Origin of the sequence: Mesorhizobium sp. ES1-6, from assembly GCF_020164775.1 — a bacterium.
In the GTDB taxonomy this organism is placed as follows: Bacteria; Pseudomonadota; Alphaproteobacteria; order Rhizobiales; family Rhizobiaceae; genus Mesorhizobium.
The window spans coordinates 235,476-258,922 of record NZ_JAIUGU010000009.1; the positions used below are offsets into that span (position 1 = coordinate 235,476).

Below are 23,447 nucleotides of genomic sequence, written 5' to 3' on the forward strand. Positions count from 1 at the left end.
CCGTCATTGTGAACAAATCGGGAACAAATGTCAAGAGCGCCTTGACGAAACAGGAATATGTTCCTTATTCCTGTACGCACCGGAGCAGGAAATGACCATGAGACAGCGCCAGATCGCGCCGATCGGCGAAGCCATGTCGGATTTGGAAACAGCGGCACAGCAGGCTATTGCCGCCGCTGGCGGCGACCCAGTGATCGCGTTGCTCAACCTCATGGCCCGGAACCTGGAACTGGAACGTGAACTTGCTCTGTCACGCGTTGCAGTTTCGAATGGTTTTTCCCGCGGCTGGCACAAGGCACGGCCCTAGATGACAGACACGGCCGAAGACAATTTCAGGATCGAGGTTTGGGACCGAGAGGAAAAGACTCATCTCGAAACAATATCTCGATCCCCGGACGCGATGGTCAGCCAGGCCGCTTGGCAGGCGGCTATCCGGCGCCGTCCTGGCATGCTGCTGATCCACTACAACAGCCGCCACGTCATGGAAAAGATTCTCACGCCAGGCGAAGTGAAGTTCCCCCCGCAGATGATCATCGAAGGCGGCATTCATGTCGGCTTGGATGTCGCGCTTGGCGACCTTCGCGAATGGCACGAGCTGCGCGCACGCTGCAAAAGCTGCTCACATCAAGCCCAAGTTAAGCCGTCCGGGCTGATCCGACGATATGGCAGCGGCGCTCTATTACGCTCCGTTGAGAGGGCGCTTTTCTGCACAGGTTGTGACAGAGGTGGCCCAGTTCAAATTGAGATCCATAGACTACCAAGGAACTGACAAAGACGGCCTTGCGGGATGTCTAGGCCACAGCCACGATTACATGTGCCTGAATTTTGGCGGAAACTTCGCCATTGCCATGTCTGTCGGCGATGGCGGATGCGGCGTGATCGGTAGCAGCGTCCAGTTTTCCAGGGTCCCTGGCCTCGATTTCGTTGCGAAGCGGAGTGCCCTGACAGTAGGCGACGGCAGGAACGCGCGGTGAAGATGCACGGCTTTGTTCTGCTCTCGTCTCGATGACAATTTGGGAGAAACCCGCCGCCTCCACGTCGCGACGGATCAACGCCTTATCGTGGTAGCCGTGCGGCGTGCGCGCCAGGAAGCGCGGCGGATCGTCGGGAAAAATCCGCGCGAGGGCATTCGTGACATCATCGGCGAATACATTCTCTTCGATACGATCCCACACGTTGAACAAAAACCGGCCTCCCGGCTTCAGGACCCGCCTGGCTTCGCGGTAGGCAGAACTGCGGTTCGGAAAGAACATGGCACCGAACTGACAACAGACGAGATCGAAGGTCGCATCTTCAAACGGCAGAGCCATCGCATCCGCCTGGCGCCATTTGATGCGGCTGTCGAGTGTCTGTCGCGAAGCGGCGTAGTCGAGCATCGACTGGTTAAGGTCGGTCACGACATAGCTTGCATCCGGGGGCAATCCTGGCGTCAATGCGCGGGTGACGACGCCGGTGCCCGCGGCGATTTCCAGAACAGCGCCGGGAGACAAGGCCACGGCACGTTGCGCGATATCCGCGGCGAACGGTTCGAATATCAAAGGCACCATGTAACGGTCGTAGTTTTCCGGGACCGAGCCCGCGAACAGCTTGTCAGTTTCCAACATGGCAATCCCCACCGTCTGATGACTTGGGAGGTTAGCACATATTTTTGGTCCTGGCCTTTTCGACCGAGACCCAGTCTCGACGCACCCAAGAGGGCGTTCACCTGCTTAAAGCCGTCCAAAATAGTCCTGGTACCACTCGACGAACCGCCCGACCCCGTCCGTGACGGAGGTGCGGGGCTGGTAGCCGACCGCCGCTTGCAGCGCCGAGGTGTCGGCGAAAGTGTCGGGCACGTCGCCGGCCTGCAGCGGCAGAAGCTCGATCACGGCCTTGCGGCCAAGGGCAGCTTCCAGCGCCTCGACATAAGCCGTCAGCTTCACCGGATTGCTGTTGCCGATGTTGAAGATGCGCCAGGGCGCACTGCTGGTCGCCGGGTCCGGATGGCTGGAATCCCAGGCCGGGTTGGCCGTGGCGGGGCTGTCGCTGGCGCGGATCACGCCCTCGGCGATGTCTTCGACATAGGTGAAGTCGCGCGTGTGGTTGCCGTTGTTGAACAGCTTGATCGGCTCGCCAGCCAGGATGCTCCTGGTGAACAGGAACAGCGCCATATCCGGGCGCCCCCACGGGCCGTAGACGGTGAAGAAACGCAAGCCCGTGGTGGGCAGGCCGAACAGATGGCTGTAGCTGTGCGCCATCAGTTCGTTGGCACGCTTGGTGGCGGCATAGAACTGCAGGGGATGGTCGGCCGGGCGATGCTCGGAAAACGGCATGTCGGTGTTGGCGCCGTAGACGCTGGAAGTGCTGGCATAGGTCAGGTGCCCGACACCGCTGCCGCGACAGGCTTCGAGCATGTTGGTGTAGGCGACAATGTTGCTTTCGACATAGGCGCGCGGGTTTTCCAGGCTGTAGCGAACGCCGGCCTGGGCGGCGAGATGGATGACCCGGTCGAAGGCATGGTCGGCGAAGCACCCGTCGACCACGCCCCTGTCGGCGAGATTGCCGTGGATGAAATGATAGCCGGCATTGGTGCCACGGCTCGCCTCGGACAGCAGCCGCAGCCGCGCCTGCTTGATACCGGGATCGTAGTAATCGTTGATGCTGTCGATGCCGACAACCTCGTCGCCGCGCTCCAGGAGCCGCCTGGCGACGTGATAGCCTATGAAGCCGGCGATGCCGGTGACCAGAATCTTCATCAGAAGCGCCCGTCCGTGACGTCCCTCGGGAACAGACCCTTGATGTCGTAGATTATGCTGGGGTTCTTGCAAAGCGTTTTCAGGCCGAAACTGCTGGTGTCCGACAGCGACGATGACGCCATCATCGCGTTGCGCGGGCATTTCCTGCTGCGCGACGATATCGGCCACTTTGGAATTCCTCAGATCCGGACAGTTTTTCTTGAAGGCGGCGCCCATGAACAATCCAGCTGCCGACTACAGTCTGTCCGAGCCCGGAGTAGTCCGGACCCGATGCACGGTCGCGGGTGGCTGGACAATTCGCCGGTTCGCTTCACAATGCGACCAAAAGCGTGAAGCGAAAAGCTCGGGCGAACAGCGTGAGGGAGGATCGGCATGCTGGGACTGATGCAGGAATGGCCGCTGCTGTGCCACAAGCTGATCGACAACGCCGAGCGGCAGCATGGTGCGCGCGAGATCGTTTCGCGTTCGATCGAGGGGCCGATCGTGCGCACCACCTACGCCGACATCCATCGTCGTTCCCTCAAGGTCGCCCAGCGCCTTGAGCGCGACGGTTTTGCCCTGGGCGACCGCATCGCGACGCTGGCCTGGAACACCGCCCGCCACATCGAGGCCTGGTACGGCATCATGGGCATCGGCGCTATCTACCACACCCTCAATCCGCGCCTGTTTCCCGAACAGATCGTCTGGATCATGAACCACGCCGAGGACAAGGCGGTCTTCGTCGACCTCACCTTCATCCCGTTGCTCGAGAAGATCGCCGGTGCCGTCAAATCGCTGAAAAAGGTGATCGTGCTCACCGACAAGGCGCACATGCCGCAAACGACCCTGCCCAACGCCGTTGCCTATGAGGAGTGGCTCGAAGAGGTTGATGGCGATTTCGCCTGGAAGAGCTTCGATGAAGGCACCGCCGCCGGCATGTGCTACACATCGGGCACGACGGGCGATCCCAAGGGCGTCGTCTACAGCCATCGCTCGAACGTGCTGCACGCCATGATCGCGGCCATGCCCGACGCCATGGGCCTGTCGTCGCGCGACACGATCCTGCCGGTGGTGCCGATGTTCCACGCCAATGCCTGGGGTCTTGGCCAGAGCGGCCCGATGATCGGCGCCAAGCTGGTCATGCCCGGCTGCAAGATGGACGGCGCCTCGATCTATGAGTTGCTCAACCAGGAGAAGGTGACCTTCAGCGCCGCAGTGCCGACCGTATGGATGATGCTGCTGCAATATCTGGAGGAGACCGGCAAGACGCTTCCCCATCTGGGCAAGGTCGTGATCGGCGGCTCGTCCTGCCCGCGCGCGATCATGACGAAATTCCAGGACAATTACGGTGTCCAGGTCATCCACGCCTGGGGCATGACCGAAATGTCGCCGCTCGGCACGCTGTGCACCTTGAAGCCGGACTATGCCGGCCTGGACGGCGAGGCTCGGCTCGACGTCCAGAGCAAGCAGGGTTACCCGCCCTTCGGCGTCGAAATGAAGGTGACCGATGATGAGAACAATCCGCAACCATGGGACGGCAAGACATTCGGCCGGCTCAAGGTGCGCGGCCCGGCGGTCGCCCGCGCCTATTATGGCGGCGCGGGCGCGGAGCAGTTCGACGAAGACGGCTGGTTCGATACCGGAGACGTCGCTCATATCGATGCCGGCGGCTACATGCAGATCACCGACCGCGCCAAGGACGTCATCAAGTCAGGCGGCGAATGGATTTCGACCATCGACCTGGAGAATCTGGCCGTCGGCCACCCCGATGTAGCGGAAGCGGCCGCCATCGGCGTCCAGCATTCGAAATGGGGCGAGCGGCCCTTGCTGGTCGTCGTCGCCAAGCCGGGCAAGGAACCGACCAAGGCCGAGATTCTGGGTTTCATGGATGGCAAGGTGGCCAAATGGTGGATGCCGGACGACGTGGCTTTCGTCGGCGAGATTCCGCACACCGCCACCGGCAAGATCCAGAAGATCACCTTGCGTCAGCAGTTCAGGGACTATCGCTTGCCGACGGATTGAGGGGATGTTGCGTGTTTCCGCTTCAAGCGGCCGCAAAAAGGCACTAAACCTCCGTCCGGGTTGGGGCAGCGCAGAGAACAATGGTTAGCATTCCCGAACGGCAAACGTCGAAGGCCGCCGGCTGGTCGCGGCGCACGGCCGCCTTTTCCGCGGTGCTTTTGCTGACCAACTTTGTCGGCCATCGCTTCGGCCTTGTTGAAACGCCGGTGTTCCTGTGGGTGCTGGGCATTGTCGCCCTGCTGGCGGCACTGGCGCTGCTGTTTGCCGGCCTGGCCTTTGCGAGGCTGTGGAATTTTGGCGACCGTGGTGGCCGCGATCTCACCGTCGGCGCCTTGCTGGCGCTGCTGGTGCTCGCCCCTTACGGCGTCGCCGCCTACTGGGCGACGATCTATCCGCCGCTGCGGGACATCTCGACGGATTTCGATGAACCGCCCACGCTCGATGTCGGTGACCGGACCCAGGACATGAACGTGCTGTCCCCGTCGACGCCGGGTGAGCAGACGTTGCAGACCGACAGCTATCCATTGGTCACCGCACGCAGCTACGACCTGCCGTTCGAGACCATCGTCAACGCCGTCGAAACGGTGCTCGACCGGCGCGGCTGGGACCTTTCGGAGCCTTATCCCGACCTCACCGGACAGACGGAGGTGACCATCACCGCCATCGCCTCGAGCTTCGTTCTGGGCCTTCCCGCCGACGTCGCCATTCGCGTTACGGATGACGGCGACACTGTCATTGTCGACATGAGGTCCGCCTCGCGTTACGGGCGCCACGACCTTGGCGACAACGCCGCGCGCATCACCGATTTCCTGGCGGAACTGGATCAGGAAGTCGCCGGCCAGGTCGGCGCGGCCCCGGCCCAGTAGCCATTTTTCAGCAAATTGCGCGCCACGAAGGTAAGGCTGACGCGTCGTGGCACACTCGCCTATCGGCCCGGCGTGAAAATGCCGCCCATGGCGGGAGACGCCTCCGTCGCCACCACGCCGCGCGCCACCAGATCCTCCAGGTGGGCCAGCACCGACAGTCCGGCGGCGCCGTGCAGGCGGGGATCGGTATCCCTGTAGATCGCCTTGACCATGTCGGGGACCGTCCTGTCGCCGGCTCTGATCCGTTCCAGTATGGCTCGTTCGCGCATCTTGCGATGGGTCTTCAGTCCGCGCATGAAAGCGCGCGGCGCCGTCACCGGTCCGCCATGGCCAGGCAGCAGCAGGCGATCGCCGCGCTCGATCAGTTTGTCGAGGGATGCCATGTAGTCCGCCATTGCCCCGTCTGGCGGCGCGACGATGGAAGTAGCCCAGCCCATTACATGATCGGCTGAAAACAGGATGCCGGTGCCTTCCAGCGCGAAGGCTGCGTGATTGGCGGTGTGGCCGGGCGTCAGCACCGTCCGGATCGCCCAGCCGTCACCGCTGACCAGTTCGCCGTCCGGCGATGCGATGTCGGGAACGAAAGCGGTGTCGGCGCTGGCGTCGAGGGCATTGGTTTCCCCTAGATGCAAGGGCCTTGCCGGCCGGTGCGGTCCCTCCGCCAGCACCTTAGCGCCGGTGCGCTCCTTCAGCCGGGCCGCCAGCGGGGAATGGTCGCGATGCGTGTGGCTGACGAAAATGTGGCTGACCGGCCGGCCCGCGATCACGTCAAGCAAGGTCTCGAGATGCGCCTCGTCATCGGGGCCGGGATCGATCACCGCCAGCGTGTCGCGTCCCACGACATAGCTGTTGGTGCCATGAAAGGTGAAGGGGCTGGCGTTGCGGGCCGTTACGCGTTGCACGCCGTGAGCTACATCTACGCCTTGGCCATAGGCGGGGTCGAAACTGGTATCGAATCTGAGAGCCATGTCGGCACATTGTCCCCGGAACGGCAAAACCGATTGCCGCATAGCACGCAAGCCAATATAGGAAAACGCAAGACCGCGTTTGTTGGATCGCGGCCAGATTGGATTGGGGAAGACCATGACTACCGCAACGACGACGCGCCCGCTTGTTTTTCTGGCCATGCCGCAAGACGGCGCGGCGCGGCTGGCAACGCAGTTCCTCCTGGCGATCGCCGGGACGCTGCTCTTGACCCTTGCGGCCAAGACCAGGGTCGTGCTGGGGCCCGTCGATATCTCGATGCAAACGCTAGCCGTCTTCCTGATCGCCGCCGCCTTCGGCATGCGGCTCGGCGTCGCCACCTTGCTGCTCTACATGGCGGAAGGCGCGATGGGCTTCCCGGTCTTCCAGGGCACGCCCGAAAAGGGCATCGGCATTGCCTACATGCTCGGCTCGACCGGCGGCTATCTCGCCGGCTTCGTGGTCATGGCCGCGATTGTCGGCTGGGCCGCCGACCGCGGCTGGGATCGTCATCCGATCAAGCTTTTCAACGCCATGCTGGTTGGCGAAGTCATCATGATGGCGATGGGCTTTGCCTGGCTGGCGCTGCTGATTGGCCCGGAAAAGTCATGGCAGTTCGGCGTCGTGCCCTTCATCGTCGGCGATCTGATCAAGGTTGCGCTCGCGGCCAGCCTCGTGCCGGCCGTCTGGTCGATGCTGAAGCGCGCCTGAGATTTGAGGCCTCTGCCGCCATTCCAATGGCAGGGGCTTCAAATACATTACACCGGCTTAAACTCTCGTGATCGGATCGACCGCGGAAAGCGCCACAATCCGGCCATCGTCGGCGTTAAGTTTCGTTAACGGGCAAAGGGGTGCGATTGGCGACTGAAAGAGGTTCGCATGGACGCGCTCGACGATAAGGTTCTCGAGAGTACGCTTGCCGAAAGCCTGGCCGATCTGGTGCCGGACGAGAAGACCGTTTCCGAAGACGAGTTCGTCGAAGTTGTCGGCGGCGCGCTCGAAGCGGTCGGCGGTACCTTGCTGTTCAAGATGTGCGTCCAGAACGAAGGGGAAGGCCAGCACGTCGCGGCGGCATCCGTCGGCGATGGCGGCAATCGACAGTTCCTGCTGCTCACCTTGCCGACCGGCGGCGGGGCACTGAAAGTCGAGACCATTTCGAGAAGCAACAACCCGGTGGCTGGCATCGCGGCCGCCTATGCCGGGCTGATGGACGCCTTCAAAACCGCCGCCTGAATTTCCGCGGCGCCGCCAAGCCAATGCCGCGCCATCCGGGCGCACGGTTTTTGTTTTGCTTGTGACTGCCGGCCTTGCGCAACCCGACCGTCCACCACACTTAAGGTTGGGCATATTTAAGGTCGGGGCAAGAAGGAACCAGCATGGACAAGATCGCCAACCCCGCACCGGGCTTCCAGCGCAATCCCGACAAGATAATCACGATAGAACCCTATTCCGGTACCGTCACGGTGCGTGCCGGCGATACTGTCATCGCTTCGTCCGCGAAGGCGAAGGTGCTGACGGAGGCCCCCTACCCCGCCGCCTTCTACATACCGTTCGACGACATCGATTTCGACAAGCTCAGCCGGACAGAGCACGCGACCCACTGCCCCTACAAGGGTGACGCGAGCTATTGGAGCGTGCTGCCGGCGGGCGAAGCGGGCAAGGACGCGATGTGGGCCTATCGCCAGCCTTTCGATGAGATGACCGACATCCGAGACCACGGCGCATTCTACGCCAGCAAGGTCAGCATCGAAGCCAAGCCGGACTGAGCAAGACCGGTCCAGCATCGCCGGTCAGTCGGTGGTGCCGTGATTGCCCGTCCCGTCGGCGTCGTCGAGCCGCACGAAGGTCATGCCCTTGTCTTTGAGCGCCAGCAGGCCCTGCACCACGCCTTCGCCGGCGGCATGGGTCGGCTGGTTGATGTGAGAGATGATGACGTCGCCATCCTTGGCAGCGGCGATACGCCTGGCGGTTTCCTTGGCGCCGAGCAGCGAGCCGCCATCGCCATTGATCGAGAAGCCTGCAATCTTGAAGCCGAGCTTGCGGATCATCGTGATGGCCGAGGGACTGTATTCGGCGGTTGCGCCGCGGAACCATTTCGGCGCCGGCTCGCCCGTCTTGGCGAGTGCGGCGGCACCCGATTCGACCTCGGCGAGGACCGCTTCGGGGCTACCGGCGCTGCGTATGCCATAGATCTTCTGCGGCGTATCGACCGCCGGGATATGGCGACCGCCATGATTTTCCAGTTCGAACAGGTCGGGATGCGCCCGCATGATCGCGACGGCCTCGGCGTTACGCTTCAGCCAGATGCCGGTGACGAAAATGGTGGCCGGTATCTTGTTGTCCACCAGCGCCGAGAGAATGCGCGTGTCGGTTTTGCCGCCACAGGCATCGAGCGTGAGCGCGACGCGGCCGGCTCCGCTTGCAGCCGGCTTGATGTGCAGTGTGGGTTCAACCAGCGGCGCGGCATGGGCGGAGGATAGCTGGGCGCTAGATATCAGCGCTACCGACACGGCGATCATGCAGAGTTGTTTTGGCAGCAGACGCATCAAACCAATTTCCCGACCGGCGATTTCAAGCCGCTATCCCAAAACCCGTATGAAGGCGGAAATCGGACGATGGATAGCAGAAAGACGTCTGGCGCGGCAATTTGACCTCCCGCTTGGGTGACGCGCCATCTTGCGACAGTCTCGCCGACCCATCGCCCTCAGACAGCGCGTTCCTTTTTCAGCTCGGTGCGTGCCAGGATCTCGCGCGCCGCATCGACAACAGGGTTCACTTCCAGGCGCCAGACGCAGCATGCCTTGCTGGGGTCGGTCCGGCGACACAGGTCCTTGGCCACGCACTCGCACGGCATCGACGGCCGCAGCGCGATGCTGGGCACGCCGACAGGTCCCCAGCGCGACGGATGCGTCAGGCCAAAAAGGCCGACAACAGGGGTACCCGCGGCAGCGGCCATGTGCATCGGGCCGCTTTCGTTGCCGAGAAACAGCCGAGCCTGCGCCAAGACCGCCAGCAGGCTCTCGAGCGACAGCGCTCCGACGAGGTCGACCACTGGCGTCGCCGTCCCGGCCAGGATTTGGGCGGCGGTTTCGCGTTCGCCTGGCCCTCCCACCAGAACGACGCCCAATCCGGTTTCAGCCGCAATCTGGTCGATCGCCTCGGCAAAGCGTGCTGGCTGCCATTGCCGGCCCTCGAAACTCGCGCCTGCATGGACGGCGACGAATGCTTTCGGACGGATACGGTGCCTGCCCAGAAGCGCCAGGGCTTTCGCGGCCTCGAATGGCGGCGGCTGGATGCTCGGCACCGTCACGCGCAGCTCGATGCCGAGCGCTTCAAGGGGAGAGAGATAACGATAGACAAAATGCTGGCCGCCGAACCCGTATGGTTTGGCGAACAGATTGGCGGGCTGCCTCTCCAACAGCCTCAGCGGCCTCTCGGGAGGATTGTAGCCGACACGCGTCCTGGCGTTGACGAGCCCGCTGACAATTCGAGAGGTCTTGGAATCGGTCAGATCGATCGTCAGGTCGAAGCGGTGGCGGCGCAGCGCCCGCACCATGGCATAGAGCTCCTTTCCACGCTCCAGCGGGGTGCCACGCATGCGAGTGCGCCTGAACGGAACCACCTCGGAAGCGATACCATGCGCAACCACGAAGCTCTCGAACTGCGCTTCGCAGAGAAACACGATCCTGGCGCCGGGAAATTCGAGCCGCAGGTTCCTGGAGAGTGTCGATGCGAGAACGATATCGCCTATGAACTTCGTTTGAATGATCAGGATCGAGCTGAACGGAGCGGGTGATATCTGTAACATCTGTTTCCGGAGACAATTGGCGGGCCGTCCGCAAACTGGTCGGAAACAATGTCGGGATTACGCGATGGCGCCAGCACGTTCGCGTGAGTTTTCATACAAAAATGTAAGCTTCGTTCCAGGACATCCCGACCGGTTCAGCGTCGTTGGATCGCCGAACCGATCCAACGATTTGTCTTGCCCAATCGCTGACGAAAAAGCGCTGCGCGGTTTTCCTGGAATTGCCTATCCGCGCCCCGTCTTCGCCACCTGGACCGCGGCCTGCGCCGCCGCCAGCCTGGCAATCGGCACGCGGTAGGGCGAGCAGGAGACGTAGTCGAGCCCGACCTCCTCGCAGAAGCGGATCGACGAGGGATCGCCGCCATGTTCGCCGCAGATGCCAAGCTTGATATCGGGCCGGGTCTCCCTGCCCTTTTGCGCGGCCATGCGCACGAGTTCGCCGACGCCCTCAATGTCGAGCGAGACGAATGGGTCCTGCTCGATGATGCCCTTCTGGCGATAGGTCTCCAGGAACGAGGCCGCATCATCGCGCGAGATGCCGAAGGTGGTCTGGGTAAGATCGTTGGTGCCGAAAGAGAAGAACTCGGCCGACTCGGCGATGACATGGGCGCGGATCGCCGCGCGGGGGAGCTCAATCATGGTTCCAGTCAGGTAATCTATCTTGACGCCGCTCTCGTCCATGACGCTTTTGGCGACGGCATCGATGCGCGCCTTCACATAATCGAGTTCCTTCACCAGACCGACCAGCGGCACCATGATCTCGGGAACCACCAGCGCGCCGGCTTTCTTGCCCGCCTCGACGGCGGCCTCGAAAATGGCACGCGCCTGCATCTCGGCAATCTCGGGATAGGAGACGGCAAGACGGCAGCCGCGATGGCCGAGCATCGGGTTGAATTCGTGCAACGCCTCGGTACGCTGCCTGAGCTTGTCCGGCGACACGTTCATGGCGGCCGCGACCTCGGCGATTTCGGCCTCGGTCTTGGGCAGGAATTCGTGCAGCGGCGGATCGAGCAGGCGGATCGTCACCGGCAGGCCGGCCATGATCTCGAACAGTTCCAGGAAATCGGAACGCTGCATGGGCAGAAGCTTGGCCAGCGCCGCGCGACGGTCCTTCTCGGTGTCGGCCAGGATCATCTCGCGCATGGCGACGATGCGGGCGCCGTCGAAGAACATGTGTTCGGTGCGGCAAAGCCCGATGCCTTCGGCGCCGAAGGAGCGCGCCATGCGGGCATCGAGCGGCGTTTCGGCGTTGGTGCGCACCTTCATGCGGCGCACCGCGTCCGCCCACTCCATGATGGCGGCGAAATCGCCCGACAATTCCGGCTGCAACATCGCCACGGCGCCCTTGAGCACCTGGCCATTGCCGCCATCGATGGTGATGATGTCGCCCTTGCGGAAGGTCTGGCCCATCGAAAGCAGCGTGCCGGCCTTGTAGTCGACGCGCAGCGAGCCGGCGCCGGACACACAGGGCTTGCCCATGCCGCGCGCCACCACCGCCGCGTGGCTGGTCATGCCGCCGCGCGTGGTCAGGATGCCTTCGGCCGCATGCATGCCGTGGATATCTTCCGGACTGGTCTCTATGCGCACCAGGATTGCCTTGCGCCCTTGCGTCTTCAAGTCTTCGGCATCGCCCGAGGAAAAGACCATCTCGCCGGTGGCGGCCCCGGGAGACGCCGGCAGGCCGACGCCGATGACGTCGCGCGCGGCTTTCGGGTCGATGGTCGGGTGCAGCAACTGGTCGAGAGAAGCCGGATCGATGCGCGCGACGGCCTCTTCCTTGGTGATCAATTTGTCCCTGGCCATCTCGACGGCGATCCTGAGCGCCGCCTTGGCGGTGCGCTTGCCGGACCTTGTCTGCAGCATCCACAACTTGCCGCGCTCGATGGTGAATTCCAGGTCCTGCATGTCGCGGTAGTGCTTTTCCAGGCTGTCGGAGATGGCGACGAAGGACTGGAAGGCATCCGGCATCAGCTTCTGCAGGGAAGGCTTGTCGGAACCGGCGGCGATGCGGGCGGCCTCGGTGATGTTCTGCGGCGTGCGGATGCCGGCGACCACGTCCTCGCCCTGCGCGTTGACCAGGAACTCGCCATAGAGCTGCTTTTCGCCGGTCGACGGGTTGCGGGTGAAGGCAACGCCAGTGGCCGAAGTCTCGCCCATGTTGCCGAACACCATCGCCTGGACATTGACCGCCGTGCCCCAGCTTTCAGGGATGTCGTGCAGGCGCCGGTAGGTGATGGCGCGGTTGTTCATCCAGCTCGAAAACACCGCTCCGATCGCGCCCCAGAGCTGCTCGTGCGGATCTTGCGGAAACGGTTTGCCCAGTTCTTCCTCGACCTTGGCCTTGTAGAGCGCGATGACGCCTTGCCATTCGATGGCCGTCAACTCGGTGTCGAGTTCATGGCCGAGGCTGGCCTTCTGGTCTTCCAGGATTTCCTCGAACACCTCGTGATCGAGGCCCATGACGACATCGGAATACATCTGGATGAAACGGCGGTAGCTGTCATAGGCAAAGCGCGCATCGCCGGAATCGGAGGCCAGCGCCTCGACCGTCTCGTCGTTCAGGCCGAGATTGAGCACGGTGTCCATCATGCCGGGCATCGACGCCCGGGCGCCGGAACGCACCGAAACCAGGAGCAGCTTCGAAGGGTCGCCGAACCGCCGGCCGGTCAGCCGGCCGATATGGTCGAGCGCGATAGCGACGTCGGCTTCCAATCCTGCCGGGTAGGTACGGCCATTGGCATAGTAGGCATTGCAGACCTCGGTGGTGATGGTAAAGCCCGGCGGCACCGGCAGGCCAAGGCTGCACATCTCGGCCAGATTGGCGCCCTTGCCGCCCAGCAGATTCTTGTCGCCGGCACGGCCTTCCGCCGCGCCATCGCCAAAGGTGAAAACCCATTTGGTCATGCTTTGCTCTCCGGTTGCAGGAGATTGGAAAGATTGGCGAAACGGAAAGCTCCGCCCGTGTCCGACTGTGGAGCGATATGATGCTGCAGTGCGAAAGGCAAGCACCGGGCAAAGCTGCCGGGTCGCTACAATCGATTAAGAGAAAGCCGTGCTCCCGGATGCGTCGAAAAGACTTGCCACCCCACCGTTCGACGCTTAGAACATAAAGGGAACAACGAGGTGCCCCATGAAACAGCCCGGAAAACTGGACTATCTGGAAATGCCGGCGACCGGCGGCACGCTGGACCGGCTGAAAGGCTTCTACAGCGCTGCCTTTGGCTGGTCGTTCACCGACTATGGACCGACCTATTCGGCCTTCAGCGAGGGCCTGGACGGAGGTTTTCAAGCCGAGGCCGCGGAAGCGCCGGCCAAACCCCTGCCCGTGCTCTACAGCGGAAATCTCGAGGAAACTCTCGGAGCCGTGGAAAGCGCGGGCGGCGTGGTCGTCAAGCCGATCTTCGCGTTTCCAGGCGGCAGGCGCTTCCACTTCGTCGATCCGGCCGGCAATGAGCTGGCGGTCTGGAGCGAATAGCCGTCCCGGCGTGATCGAGTAGTGCGGAGTTGGCTGACAGTTTGGCCTCGCTCATAAGGATTGTGCTTTTCGGCTGCTCTGCTAATAACGCGCCGCACGAGCGACTCTGACGGCTATTGGGGCGTCGCCAAGTGGTAAGGCATCGGTTTTTGGTACCGACATTCCCAGGTTCGAATCCTGGCGCCCCAGCCAAGCACAATTTCGCTCTAGTCCGAAGCACGCGCCGAACCAACCCTGCCGCGCCAAGCGTGAGCGTGTTCTCTGACGGTGCCAGGGATGCGACCGGTCAACCGGAAGATCCAGGCGACCAAACGAACTATAGCGTAGACCTGAACAAGTAGCGTGACCAGAACGTTCTGGCCTCGCGGTGGACCGCGCCAGCCCTCCGGAGCCCTGAGGTCTGTCAGGGGCAACTCCCATTGCATCCATGGGAGCAACCTCGTTCGCGACCATGCTTGTTCCTTGGCGTGCTATCGGAACGAACATGCCGTTTTCCCTCCCCATGTACTTGCGCGTTTCTCAGGGTTTTCTTGCCAGCACTTGACCCGACTTGGCGCCACTCAAAGGAGTGCTATTTTTGCCACATTTTTTGGCCTTCTGCCTAGAATCTGTGATTTAGTCACAGCTTAATAATGAAACGCTTACGTTAACTTGTAAGATGGAGGACAAGGCCAGGCGGCAAGCCCGGCCGGGGCGCTCTTAAAGAGCGCGGGGAAACGCGGGTGGGAAAATGAAGACGACAGGTCTGTCGACCAAGGTCATGGGCGTTGGTCTCTTGATGACGGCTACCATGCTGAGTGGCTGGAGCGCGCATGCACTGACGCTCAAGGAGGCCATGGCGGTTGCGGTGGAATCCAACCCGGAAATCGGCCAAGCCATCGAAAACCGTGAGGCCATCGAGTTCGAACTGCGGCAGGCAAAAGGACTTTATCTGCCAAGTGTCGATGTCGAGGCATCAGCCGGTGTTCGCCGCCTCGACAACCCGTCACGACGGGCGCTTTCCATTCAGGATGATTCTCTTTACCCGGCCGAGGCCGATCTCGTGGTCACCCAGAAACTCTGGGACAGTGGCGCACGTCGCGCCGAGATGAGCCGCCAGGCCTCGCGCGTCGACGGCGCATCGTTCCGCGTCCTCGAGCGGTCCGAGTTCATCGGGCTTTCGGTTGTCCAGGATTACCTCGAATATATGCTGCAGACATCGATCGTGGCGGAGGCAAAAAAGAACCTCGGGTTCCATCAAGCCATCCTGAGCGACATCCGGGCCGGTATCGAAGGCGGCGGTTTGAACGAAGCCGATCGCCAACAGGCCGAGGAGCGCCTCTTTGCCGCCAAGGCGCGCATGCAGGAAGCTTCCGAAGAGCTGGAAGCGTCGAAGATACGGTTCTTCAAGACCGTGGGAAAGCCGCTGACCAACGCGTCGCGTCCGGGTTCGGTGGCCAGCGCACTGCCGAGATCGCTCGACGAAGCGATTGGCCTGGCACGCGCGAACAATCCTCGCGTGCACATGGCCAACAGCGATCTGAACGCCTCCGCCGCCCAAGTGGACGCCGCCCGCGCCAAATATGGCCCCGAAATCATCGCCGAGGGTCGCGCCAGGGGCGGATCCGACATCGACGGCGACGACGGCGATACGTCCGACCTGCAGGCGCGGCTGGTGTTGCGCTGGAACCTATATCGAGGCGGCATCGACAAGGCCAATGAGCAGGAGCAGATCCGCCGCAACAGCGAGCAGCGGCTTGCGATGCATCAGGTCCTGCGTGAGATCGAGGAGGCCGTGCGCACCTCGTGGGACCGTCGTTTCCGGCAGGCCGACCTGGCAAAGACGCTGAAGCTGCAGGCTGCCGCGAATGAAAAACTGGTGGCGTCCTATCGCGAGCAGTTCAAAGTCGGGCAGCGATCCCTGCTCGACGTCCTTGATGCGCAGAACACGCGCTTCAACACGGCGACCCTGGCCGACACCGCGTCCTACGCATCGCTCTTTGCGGAATACCGCCTGCTGGCTGCGACGGGACAATTGCTGAGGACCATGGACCTTCAGCCCGCCAAGCAGGCCGTGGCCTATGCCGAGGGCGAGTTCGCGGTTCCGCCGACGCCTGATACCGAAACCTATGCGCGGACCCCGTCGGAACAGAAGAACGACCTGCCCTTCGACATCCTTGCCCCGGTCAGGAAAAAGTGAGCCGGTGTAACGGGTGTTGAAGGTCCTGGCAGGCGGGTCGTGAATCAGCAGCCAAATATCCTGTCGCCGAAGGAGGCGTTCAAGGCCTGTTTTTCAGCGGTTGCCGCCTATCTCGGCAGGCCGAGCGCGGAGACCGTGCTGTTTGCCGGCGTGCCGATCTCGGACACGCGCATCGACGTCACCGAGATCAGGCATCTTGCCGAACGCATCGGTCTGGAGACGCGCGAATTCAGCCATCGCGACTTCCTGCGCGGGCGTGTCGATCTGCCGGCAATTCTCTTCCGTGTCAGTCAGTTGCCGATCGCCCTGCTGGCGGAAACCGACGGCGAAGGGTATCTCACGGCCCCGCAGGAAGACGGACGCACGACTGTCGGTAAATCCGAACTGGCCGCGAGTTACATCAGCGGCGGCGTGTCCTTCTCGATCACCTATGCCAACGCCACCGAGGGCATGAGGGTCGGATCGGCGCAGCAGATCGAGCGGCGTCATTGGCTGACGGGAACGATGGGCGCTTTCTGGCGCACCTATTCGAAGGTCGTGCTGTCGGCGATTTTCATCAATCTTTTGGCCATCGCCTCACCGATCTTCACCATGAACGTCTATGATCGCATATTGCCGAACAAGGCGATATCGACGCTCTGGGTGTTGGCGCTGGGAATCGGCGCCGTCATTCTTTTCGACCTGCTTCTGAAGACGGCCCGGGCCTCGCTCATCGACTATGCCGGGCGCAAGGCGGACCTGCGCATATCGTACCTGCTGTTCGAGAAGGTGCTGAATTCCTCCCTATCCGCGCGCCCGGGCTCGACCGGCGAATATGCCAACCGCGTCACGCAATATGAGTTCGTCAGGGAGTTTTTCACCTCCAACACCATCAGCGTCTTCATCGATACGGCTTTCGTCTTCATCTTCCTGCTCGTCATCTACGCGATCGGCGGCTGGTTGGTGATCATACCGGCCTTGGCATTCGTGGCGTCTGTAATCGTCGGCCTGGTCACGCAGCGCCGCATCGGCAAACGCGTGGCCGCATCGATGAACGAAGCATCCCAGCGCCAGGCCTTGCTGGTCGAGTCCATCTCCACGCTGGAAACAATCAAGTCGCTGCGCGCAGAAGCCTATTTGCTGAGGAAATGGAGCGAGCATTCGAAGAACGCGGCCAACACCTCCGAGAAGATCAAGCAGCTCTCGGCGGCGGCCGGCAACATCACCCAGGCCATCCAGCAGCTTGTGACGGTCGCCCTGGTCGTGGCTGGAGCCTACGCCTTTTCGGAAGGCCATGTTTCGACGGGAGCCATTATCGGAACGGTGATGCTGGCGAGCCGGGCCGTGGCTCCGCTCGGCCAGATCGCGATCACCTTGTCGAGATTTCGCCAGGCCATGCTCTCGCTGAGGATGGTGAACTCCATCATGAGCCAACCGGAAGACCGGCCGGACACGGTAGGCTTTGTCAATCGTCCTGTCCGCAATGGGGCGATGACGTTCAAGAATGTCGGCTTCGTCTATCCCGGATCGGAAAATGAGGTCCTGTCCGGCCTGAATTTTTCGGTGAAGCCGGGGGAGCGGATCGGCATCATTGGCCGCATCGGGTCGGGCAAGACGACGATGGGACGCCTGATCGGCAGGCTTTTCCTGCCAAGTTCCGGAGAGCTGCTGCTGGATGGCATCGACATTCGCCAGTATCACCCGTCGGAGGTGCGCGCCGCTGTCGGCATCGTGGCGCAAGCCGGCGACCTGTTTTCGGGCACCGTGAAGGAGAACCTGCTCATGGCGTCCCCGGAGGCGACCGACGAGCAGATCATCGAAGCCGCGAAGGCCGCCGGCGTGGATGAATTCGTCTCCCGCCATCCACGCGGCTACGACATGAATGTCGGCGAGCGCGGGACCAATCTTTCCGGCGGGCAGAGACAGACGGTGGCGATCGCCCGGCTGCTTTTGACCAAGCCGAAGATCGTCTTTCTGGATGAACCGTCCGGCTCGATGGACCTGGCTTCGGAAAGGCAGCTGATCAGGCAACTCAAGACAGCTTTTGATCGCAACACGACGCTGATCGTCTCGACGCATCGCTTCAGCATGCTCGAATTGGCCGATCGCCTTATTGTTGTCGAACAAGGGAGAATAGTTGCTGACGGGCCAAAAGAACAAGTCATTCAGGCACTGCAGAAAACGAATTCCTGAATGAAGAAATTATACCGGCCGAGGCCGGTATAATGATGGGGCGTGGGAAATGCTTGCCAGGGAAGACCGACCGCCGTTCTTTGCGACGGCGTCGATATTTATCATAGCGGCGCTCTTCGTCGCCTTTGTCGCTTGGGCATCGTTCGCCGAAGTCGACGAGATCGCGCGCGGCGACGGCAAGGTCATACCAGCCTCCAAGACCCAGGTCATTCAGGCCAGCGAACCGGGCGTCGTTCAGGAAATCGCGGTGAAGGTGGGACAGGTCGTCCGGAAGAACGACCTCATCATTCGTCTCGACAACACATTGAACACCTCCAGCCTGGGCGAACAGCAGGCCAAGGCTCGGGCGCTGCAAGCACGTATCGCCAGGCTCAAATACGAACAGAGCGGTAACATCACGGGATCATTTCCGTGTCCGGAAAACATTCAGTCCGTGGCGCCGGAAATCTGCGACAACGAGCAGAATCTCCTCGTTGCCCGGCGCGAAAACTTCGACAACAAGCTGTCGGTGCTCAAGTCGCGCCTCGACCAGCGCGAAAAGGAACTCGACGAGGCGAACGCCAATTTCGACCGCCTGACAAAAAACCTGGCCGTGAGCGACCAGCAGGCGAAACTCGTCGATTCGATGGTCAAGAAAGGTCTGATGGCAAGGACCGAGCAGCTCAAGGTCGAGCAGGAGCAAACCGAACTCAACGGCCAATTGAACCTGGCCGGCGAGACGATAAAGAAGGCCAAGTCGGCGATCACCGAGGCGCAGCTGCAGGTCGAGGAACTCGGGCTGCAGCTGAAGCAGGAAGCGCTCGACGACCTGACGCAAGCCTTGGCCGATCTTTCGGTCGTGGACGAAACCATTCGCGGCGCGACCGACAAGGTCGCGCGGACCGATATCCGCTCTCCAGTTGACGGTATCGTCAACACGATGGAATTGAACACCGTCGGCGCCTTCGTCCAGCCAGGTTCGGTCGTTGCCGGCATCGTGCCCACTTCCGAGACGCTGCTGGTCGAGGCGCGTGTTTCGCCCCGCGACGTCGCCTTCATTCGCCCCGACCAGGATGCCTTGATAAAAGTCACGGCCTACGATTTCTCGATCTTTGGCGGCATCGAAGGCAAGGTTTCCAACATAACCGCGGACAGCCTGGTCGATCAGAAGACGGGCGAGCCCTATTATCAGGTGCGTGTCGCAACCGAGAAATCGACACTGGAGCGGGACGGAAAGGCATATTCGATCATCCCCGGCATGATCTGTTCGGTGGATATCAAGACCGGGCGCAAGACGATCCTGAGCTACCTGCTGAAGCCGATCAACAAGGCACGCCAGGAGGCAATGAGTGAGCGGTAGCGCCATCTCTCCCTCGACCCCGAGCCTGCTTCTGCCGCTCCCGACAGAAGATTTCGAGCTCGAGTTCCGCGTCGTGGCGCGCGGCGGCGTAAGGCGCGGCATCCGCCTGGAACGGGCTTTCTGGCTTTCGCTGAAGCAGATGGCGGAGAGCCGGAAATGCACGATCGGCATGCTGGTCGACGAAATCGCTGACAGTCACGCTGAGAAAGGAAATCTGACCTCGGCAATCCGGGTGGCCTGCATACGCGAGTTGGGGCACGCTAACCTGAACTTGCGCAGGCTTGCGTCGATCAGGACGGTAAACGCCATTCTGCTTGCCTGTCCGTCGCCGGCTTTCGCCCTGGCCTCGAGCAAGAAGATCGTGACGTTCAATGCTCCGTTCCAGCAACTTGTCAAACGGCAGTTGCCGACGGCGTTCGCCGAAGACGCGCGGCAGGACCTGAAGCTGGCGCTGGATCTCAACGTGGCGGATATATTCGCCCGCCTCGAGACCAATGGCGATGTTGCCGTTGCGAGCGGATTTGTGATTGGCGCCGGCGAGCGCCGTTATCGGGGCCAATTGAACGCGGTGCGGGCGCCGGTCCTGGAGCTGGAATTGCTGATGGCTTTTGTCTTCAACAGCTAGCCATTCAGCAGGGACAACGCCGCCCGCCCCGCTTACTTGACGTCCATCTGCACACCTTCGCCGGGCGCCACGCTTTCGAAACCACCCTTGACGTCGGCCACCCGCGCGCCCCCCGTTCTGGACCCGTGGATCCATGCCCGGTCGGTGCTGAACGAATAGAGCGGCTGATAGTCCGGAAGCGCGCTGTCCTTGAGCACCGTATTGTTGAGACTGTCGAGAATGTAAGCGCCGCTTGCGGTGCTCACCGAAAGCACGGCGTGGAAGAACCCGCGCTTGCGGTCCTGGAGCACGACGAGCGACATGCTGCGTGCAGGGATGCCGGCCCTCAGCAACGCCGTCATCTTGAGGATGGCGAAGTCCTCGCAGTCGCCAGCGCGATGGGCGAGGATTTCCGACGGCTTCGCCCAGTAGTCGAGCTTGCCGTAAACGACACTGTCTTTCCTGTAGGCGATCAGGCGGTTGATGCCGCTGTTGATGAACGCCAGTTTTTCGACGAACCCCTTGGCTTGGGCAGCCGCGACCATGGCCGCGAAGGGCTGGCTCTCGTGGTCGCAGGGACTGCCCGCCGTGCAACTGGCTATGGCCTGATAGACCGGCGCCCAGCGCGCCGAAACGGGAAAATTGCGCATGGACAGTGCAACCGACCCGAACACGCCCGGGATGATCGCCGCCGTCTGGATGGGGTCGATACCCTGGCTTTCCGCAGCCGTCGAGGCGCTGGATCCGTCTTGTGCGGAAACGGGACCGTAGCCGTTCGAGACGAGGCTGGCTTGGTAGGAGACGGCCGGCTGCCAGGGCTGGTACCTGCGCAGCGAAATACCGCCGAGACTGGGCGGTGCCTCGACGGTGCCAAGCAATGCTGTTTCGGACAGGACATCCCTGATGACGGGCCCGGCAAGGGCTGGCTGCGCCAAGCCGGCGATTCCCACCGCTAGCAGAAGCAGCTTGAGCTTGCTCTTTTCCCGAGCATTCTTTTGTTTTTTCATGACGCCCACCTTTGACCGTGGACGCTACCAATCTTGTCTCAAATTACTGGAAAGGAAGGTGGATAACTTTCCTGCAAAGCAATTTTGCTACTTTGCGTAAAATTTTACATAGTTTTATACTTATATTTACCAAGTTTTCCGGGGCGGCCGCGGCAAAATCTCGTGCATTCCGGATACCATATAACCAATTATATATTCACAGTTTACCAAGCGTAAAAAAAGCCATTGCAGGCATATCCATATATATCGAATGGGTTGACGGACCGTTGCAAAGTCAAGGCGTCGCCTGTCTCTTTCCGGGAAATGCCGGAGGGGTTTAAGCTATGGCGACCAGTATTGAATTGGACAACGTTTCGAACTCGTGGGACGAACATTCCGTTTCCAACGATCATCACGACCTGACAGCGCCGATCCAGATGGTGGCGCAAGCCGCGCCGGCGGAGCAGGCGACGGCGCCAGCTCAAGCCGCGCCGGCCGCGGCCGAACCCGTACCGGTCGATGTCGGCGGCGGCGCGCCAGCGGTTGCCCCGCCGGCGGCAAATGCCCCGCATGAATATGTCGCGGACGCTAGCAACGTCGTCAGGCTCCCCGCCAACGTCTCGATCGACAATATCAAGGTCGACGGTCACAACCTCGTGCTCGAACAGGCGGACGGCTCGGTCATCGTCATCAAGGACGGCGCCCTGAACGTGCCGACCTTCATCGTCGGCGAAGTCGAAGTGCCCCGCGTGGCGCTGATCGCGGCGCTGGAAGCGAGCCATGTCGATGTCGCCTTTGGCGCGGACGGTTCGATGTCGGCGGGCCCAGGAGGGTCGACCTCCAGCGCCGGCGGAAATTTCGAGCAGCCCTCCGGCGGGATCGGCGACGGCTTCGGCCTCTCGGCATTGCTGCCGCCCACCGATCTGCATTTTGGACAATTGGAGCGGCGCGAGCTGTTCCCTTCCCTGGTCGACAGGGGCGTCTCCGTGGTGGCCATGTCGCTGACCGACCCTGGCCAGGCGGCCAGTGAAACCGGCCTCGATGGCGGCCCGCAACAATCGCCGGGCAGCGAGGCACCGAGCAACTCCGAAACCTCCGGCGTCGGGGCGATCACCATCGACGCACCCGACGGCATCGGCTCGATCGTCATCAACGGCACTACCGTGACCGGCGTCGGCCAGCAGATCTCAGGACAGTTCGGCTACATCACCATCCTGTCGTACGATCCTGGCACCGGTGCCATCCAGTATGACTACACCGTCACCCAGTCGGTCACGCACCCCGTCAGCACGACCGGATACGACGCCAACGATACGGTTCCGGATAATTTCAGCATCACCGTCACGGATGTCGACGGCGATACGGCGAGCACGACCTTCACCATTGCCATCATCGACGACGTGCCGACGGCGATTGCCGACACGGACAGCATCGCGGAAGGCGGCACGGCGAACGGCAATGTGATCACCGGGCTTGGCAGCGACGGCGATGCCGCCGGCGCCGACACCAAGGGCGCCGACGGCGCATCGGTGAGCGGTGTGACCGGTGCCGGGGCGACGACGGTAGTGGGCGGCGACTTCCATGTCGTTGGCCAGTACGGCACGCTGACGCTGAGCCCGGACGGCACTTACAGCTACGTGGCCAATTCAAACATCAGCAACGCCTCTCCGGTGACCGATACCTTCACCTACACGCTGAAGGACGGCGACGGCGACACCTCGCAGACGACGCTCAATATCACCATAGGCGACGGGGAAGGTCCATCGGTGGTGTCGAACGCGATCATCGCGGTGGACGAAGCAGGGCTCGGCACCGCAAATGCGACCGGCAGCGCGGCCGCGAGCAACGTCGAGGACGGCAATGGCACGGTGACGTTCCATGCCGGTTCCGACAACATCACCGGGTTGGCCTTCACGTCGGTCTCCGGGATCACGGCGGACGTCAACGGAGTTGCCGGCGCCGACATCGTCTGGATGCTGGCCGGTCCGACGCAGATTGTCGGTTCCATCAACGGCATCGAAGCCATCCATATCGACCTGGTGGCCTCGTCCCTGCCGATCCTGGCGGGAGCCAACGGCTCGGCGACAGTCAACGTGACGCTGCTCGACAACTTCCCGCATCCCGACGCGGCTGGGCAGAACGTCATCAACCTGACCGGCATCAACGTGGTCGCCACCGACACGGACGGTGGCCAGGCGAGCGCGACGGTTCAGGTCAATGTCACAGACGACGTGCCGGTCGCGGCCAACGACAGCGCGACGCAGACGACGGAGAATGCGCCGTTCACGATCGACGCGCTCGCCAATGACGTGTTCGGCGCCG

General features: G+C 62.1%; 21 protein-coding genes and 1 tRNA gene. 15 read left to right on the plus strand and 7 right to left on the minus strand.

Annotated features, from left to right (window positions below):
- The first annotated feature begins 97 nt into the window (after nucleotides 1–97).
- Both LB564_RS22020 and LB564_RS22025 read left to right on the plus strand, forming a co-directional pair.
- Nucleotides 98–307, plus strand: coding sequence for a hypothetical protein (locus LB564_RS22020; RefSeq protein WP_140710435.1), 210 nt, complete (start codon nucleotides 98–100; stop codon nucleotides 305–307).
- The gene (locus tag LB564_RS22025; RefSeq protein ID WP_224540926.1) at nucleotides 308–769 is read left to right on the plus strand and encodes a hypothetical protein; all 462 of its coding nucleotides are present in this window, start codon (nucleotides 308–310) and stop codon (nucleotides 767–769) included. It abuts the gene before it with no gap.
- Between the two features lie 22 nt (nucleotides 770–791).
- On the opposite strand, the gene LB564_RS22030 is transcribed toward LB564_RS22025, so the two are convergent.
- Entirely contained in the window at nucleotides 792–1,604 is an 813-nt protein-coding gene (locus LB564_RS22030; protein WP_140710431.1) for a class I SAM-dependent methyltransferase, read from the minus strand.
- A gap of 105 nt (nucleotides 1,605–1,709) precedes the next feature.
- Nucleotides 1,710–2,735, minus strand: coding sequence for an NAD-dependent epimerase (locus LB564_RS22035; RefSeq protein WP_140710429.1), 1,026 nt, complete (start codon nucleotides 2,733–2,735; stop codon nucleotides 1,710–1,712).
- A 372-nt stretch (nucleotides 2,736–3,107) separates the two neighbouring features.
- Between LB564_RS22035 and LB564_RS22040 the strand changes: the two genes are divergently transcribed.
- Nucleotides 3,108–4,736: a fatty-acid--CoA ligase gene (locus LB564_RS22040; protein ID WP_224540928.1), complete on the plus strand. Its 1,629-nt coding sequence runs from the start codon at nucleotides 3,108–3,110 to the stop codon at nucleotides 4,734–4,736.
- 80 nt (nucleotides 4,737–4,816) lie between these two features.
- Nucleotides 4,817–5,602, plus strand: a complete 786-nt coding sequence (locus tag LB564_RS22045) for a DUF1499 domain-containing protein (protein ID WP_224540930.1) — start codon at nucleotides 4,817–4,819, stop codon at nucleotides 5,600–5,602.
- Nucleotides 5,603–5,661: 59 nt separating this feature from the next.
- On the opposite strand, the gene LB564_RS22050 is transcribed toward LB564_RS22045, so the two are convergent.
- The gene (locus LB564_RS22050; protein ID WP_224540932.1) at nucleotides 5,662–6,570 is read right to left on the minus strand and encodes an MBL fold metallo-hydrolase; all 909 of its coding nucleotides are present in this window, start codon (nucleotides 6,568–6,570) and stop codon (nucleotides 5,662–5,664) included.
- 115 nt (nucleotides 6,571–6,685) lie between these two features.
- Here LB564_RS22050 and LB564_RS22055 point away from each other — a divergent pair, with 115 nt between their 5' ends.
- The 3 genes from LB564_RS22055 to LB564_RS22065 all read left to right on the plus strand — a co-directional run bounded on the left by LB564_RS22055 (nucleotide 6,686) and on the right by LB564_RS22065 (nucleotide 8,331).
- The gene (locus tag LB564_RS22055; protein ID WP_224540935.1) at nucleotides 6,686–7,276 is read left to right on the plus strand and encodes a biotin transporter BioY; all 591 of its coding nucleotides are present in this window, start codon (nucleotides 6,686–6,688) and stop codon (nucleotides 7,274–7,276) included.
- Nucleotides 7,277–7,444: 168 nt separating this feature from the next.
- Complete coding sequence (locus LB564_RS22060; protein WP_224540937.1) at nucleotides 7,445–7,798, plus strand: hypothetical protein; 354 nt, start codon at nucleotides 7,445–7,447, stop codon at nucleotides 7,796–7,798.
- A 143-nt stretch (nucleotides 7,799–7,941) separates the two neighbouring features.
- Nucleotides 7,942–8,331: a DUF427 domain-containing protein gene (locus tag LB564_RS22065; protein ID WP_140710418.1), complete on the plus strand. Its 390-nt coding sequence runs from the start codon at nucleotides 7,942–7,944 to the stop codon at nucleotides 8,329–8,331.
- A 24-nt stretch (nucleotides 8,332–8,355) separates the two neighbouring features.
- On the opposite strand, the gene LB564_RS22070 is transcribed toward LB564_RS22065, so the two are convergent.
- Together LB564_RS22070 and LB564_RS22075 are read right to left on the minus strand one after the other, a co-directional pair.
- The gene (locus LB564_RS22070; RefSeq protein ID WP_224540939.1) at nucleotides 8,356–9,111 is read right to left on the minus strand and encodes a polysaccharide deacetylase family protein; all 756 of its coding nucleotides are present in this window, start codon (nucleotides 9,109–9,111) and stop codon (nucleotides 8,356–8,358) included.
- Between the two features lie 158 nt (nucleotides 9,112–9,269).
- Nucleotides 9,270–10,121, minus strand: a complete 852-nt coding sequence (locus tag LB564_RS22075; RefSeq protein ID WP_224559453.1) for a glycosyltransferase family 9 protein — start codon at nucleotides 10,119–10,121, stop codon at nucleotides 9,270–9,272.
- A gap of 81 nt (nucleotides 10,122–10,202) precedes the next feature.
- Here LB564_RS22075 and LB564_RS22080 point away from each other — a divergent pair, with 81 nt between their 5' ends.
- Complete coding sequence (locus LB564_RS22080; RefSeq protein WP_224540966.1) at nucleotides 10,203–10,361, plus strand: hypothetical protein; 159 nt, start codon at nucleotides 10,203–10,205, stop codon at nucleotides 10,359–10,361.
- 234 nt (nucleotides 10,362–10,595) lie between these two features.
- Here LB564_RS22080 and ppdK read toward each other — a convergent pair whose 3' ends face one another.
- The gene (ppdK, locus tag LB564_RS22085; RefSeq protein ID WP_224540940.1) at nucleotides 10,596–13,274 is read right to left on the minus strand and encodes a pyruvate, phosphate dikinase; all 2,679 of its coding nucleotides are present in this window, start codon (nucleotides 13,272–13,274) and stop codon (nucleotides 10,596–10,598) included.
- 226 nt (nucleotides 13,275–13,500) lie between these two features.
- On the opposite strand from ppdK, the gene LB564_RS22090 reads away from it, so the two are divergent.
- From LB564_RS22090 to LB564_RS22115, 6 genes are all read left to right on the plus strand, one after another.
- On the plus strand, nucleotides 13,501–13,845 hold the full coding sequence (locus LB564_RS22090; RefSeq protein ID WP_140710410.1) for a VOC family protein: 345 nt from the start codon (nucleotides 13,501–13,503) through the stop codon (nucleotides 13,843–13,845).
- Between the two features lie 117 nt (nucleotides 13,846–13,962).
- Nucleotides 13,963–14,037: transfer RNA gene (locus tag LB564_RS22095), tRNA-Gln, on the plus strand.
- A gap of 538 nt (nucleotides 14,038–14,575) precedes the next feature.
- Nucleotides 14,576–16,024 carry a TolC family protein gene (locus LB564_RS22100; protein ID WP_140710408.1) on the plus strand — a complete coding sequence of 483 codons (1,449 nt, stop codon included), beginning with the start codon at nucleotides 14,576–14,578 and terminating at the stop codon, nucleotides 16,022–16,024.
- 39 nt (nucleotides 16,025–16,063) lie between these two features.
- Entirely contained in the window at nucleotides 16,064–18,196 is a 2,133-nt protein-coding gene (locus LB564_RS22105) for a type I secretion system permease/ATPase (RefSeq protein WP_224540942.1), read from the plus strand.
- A 49-nt stretch (nucleotides 18,197–18,245) separates the two neighbouring features.
- Complete coding sequence (locus LB564_RS22110; protein ID WP_140710404.1) at nucleotides 18,246–19,535, plus strand: HlyD family type I secretion periplasmic adaptor subunit; 1,290 nt, start codon at nucleotides 18,246–18,248, stop codon at nucleotides 19,533–19,535.
- Nucleotides 19,525–20,160 (plus strand): ribbon-helix-helix domain-containing protein, encoded by a 636-nt coding sequence (locus tag LB564_RS22115; RefSeq protein WP_140710402.1) that lies wholly within the window; start codon nucleotides 19,525–19,527, stop codon nucleotides 20,158–20,160. The genes LB564_RS22110 and LB564_RS22115 overlap by 11 nt, the downstream gene beginning before the upstream one ends.
- A 32-nt stretch (nucleotides 20,161–20,192) precedes the next feature.
- Here LB564_RS22115 and LB564_RS22120 read toward each other — a convergent pair whose 3' ends face one another.
- Entirely contained in the window at nucleotides 20,193–21,146 is a 954-nt protein-coding gene (locus tag LB564_RS22120) for a transglutaminase-like cysteine peptidase (RefSeq protein ID WP_224540945.1), read from the minus strand.
- A 323-nt stretch (nucleotides 21,147–21,469) separates the two neighbouring features.
- Here LB564_RS22120 and LB564_RS22125 point away from each other — a divergent pair.
- Nucleotides 21,470–23,447 (plus strand): Ig-like domain-containing protein (locus LB564_RS22125; RefSeq protein WP_224540947.1); only part of this gene is annotated, 1,978 nt, incomplete at its 3' end.

Excerpts from the sequence above, each read along its gene's own strand:
- LB564_RS22020 (WP_140710435.1), top strand. The coding sequence starts at position 98 with ATGAGACAGCGCCAGATCGCGCCGATCGGCGAAGCCATGTCGGATTTG.
- LB564_RS22025 (WP_224540926.1), top strand. The coding sequence starts at position 308 with ATGACAGACACGGCCGAAGACAATTTCAGGATCGAGGTTTGGGACCGA.
- LB564_RS22030 (WP_140710431.1), bottom strand. The coding sequence starts at position 1,604 with ATGTTGGAAACTGACAAGCTGTTCGCGGGCTCGGTCCCGGAAAACTAC.
- LB564_RS22035 (WP_140710429.1), bottom strand. The coding sequence starts at position 2,735 with ATGAAGATTCTGGTCACCGGCATCGCCGGCTTCATAGGCTATCACGTC.
- LB564_RS22040 (WP_224540928.1), top strand. The coding sequence starts at position 3,108 with ATGCTGGGACTGATGCAGGAATGGCCGCTGCTGTGCCACAAGCTGATC.
- LB564_RS22045 (WP_224540930.1), top strand. The coding sequence starts at position 4,817 with ATGGTTAGCATTCCCGAACGGCAAACGTCGAAGGCCGCCGGCTGGTCG.
- LB564_RS22050 (WP_224540932.1), bottom strand. The coding sequence starts at position 6,570 with ATGGCTCTCAGATTCGATACCAGTTTCGACCCCGCCTATGGCCAAGGC.
- LB564_RS22055 (WP_224540935.1), top strand. The coding sequence starts at position 6,686 with ATGACTACCGCAACGACGACGCGCCCGCTTGTTTTTCTGGCCATGCCG.
- LB564_RS22060 (WP_224540937.1), top strand. The coding sequence starts at position 7,445 with ATGGACGCGCTCGACGATAAGGTTCTCGAGAGTACGCTTGCCGAAAGC.
- LB564_RS22065 (WP_140710418.1), top strand. The coding sequence starts at position 7,942 with ATGGACAAGATCGCCAACCCCGCACCGGGCTTCCAGCGCAATCCCGAC.
- LB564_RS22070 (WP_224540939.1), bottom strand. The coding sequence starts at position 9,111 with ATGCGTCTGCTGCCAAAACAACTCTGCATGATCGCCGTGTCGGTAGCG.
- LB564_RS22075 (WP_224559453.1), bottom strand. The coding sequence starts at position 10,121 with ATGGTGCGGGCGCTGCGCCGCCACCGCTTCGACCTGACGATCGATCTG.
- LB564_RS22080 (WP_224540966.1), top strand. The coding sequence starts at position 10,203 with ATGCGCAACCACGAAGCTCTCGAACTGCGCTTCGCAGAGAAACACGAT.
- ppdK (WP_224540940.1), bottom strand. The coding sequence starts at position 13,274 with ATGACCAAATGGGTTTTCACCTTTGGCGATGGCGCGGCGGAAGGCCGT.
- LB564_RS22090 (WP_140710410.1), top strand. The coding sequence starts at position 13,501 with ATGAAACAGCCCGGAAAACTGGACTATCTGGAAATGCCGGCGACCGGC.
- LB564_RS22100 (WP_140710408.1), top strand. The coding sequence starts at position 14,576 with ATGAAGACGACAGGTCTGTCGACCAAGGTCATGGGCGTTGGTCTCTTG.
- LB564_RS22110 (WP_140710404.1), top strand. The coding sequence starts at position 18,246 with ATGCTTGCCAGGGAAGACCGACCGCCGTTCTTTGCGACGGCGTCGATA.
- LB564_RS22120 (WP_224540945.1), bottom strand. The coding sequence starts at position 21,146 with ATGAAAAAACAAAAGAATGCTCGGGAAAAGAGCAAGCTCAAGCTGCTT.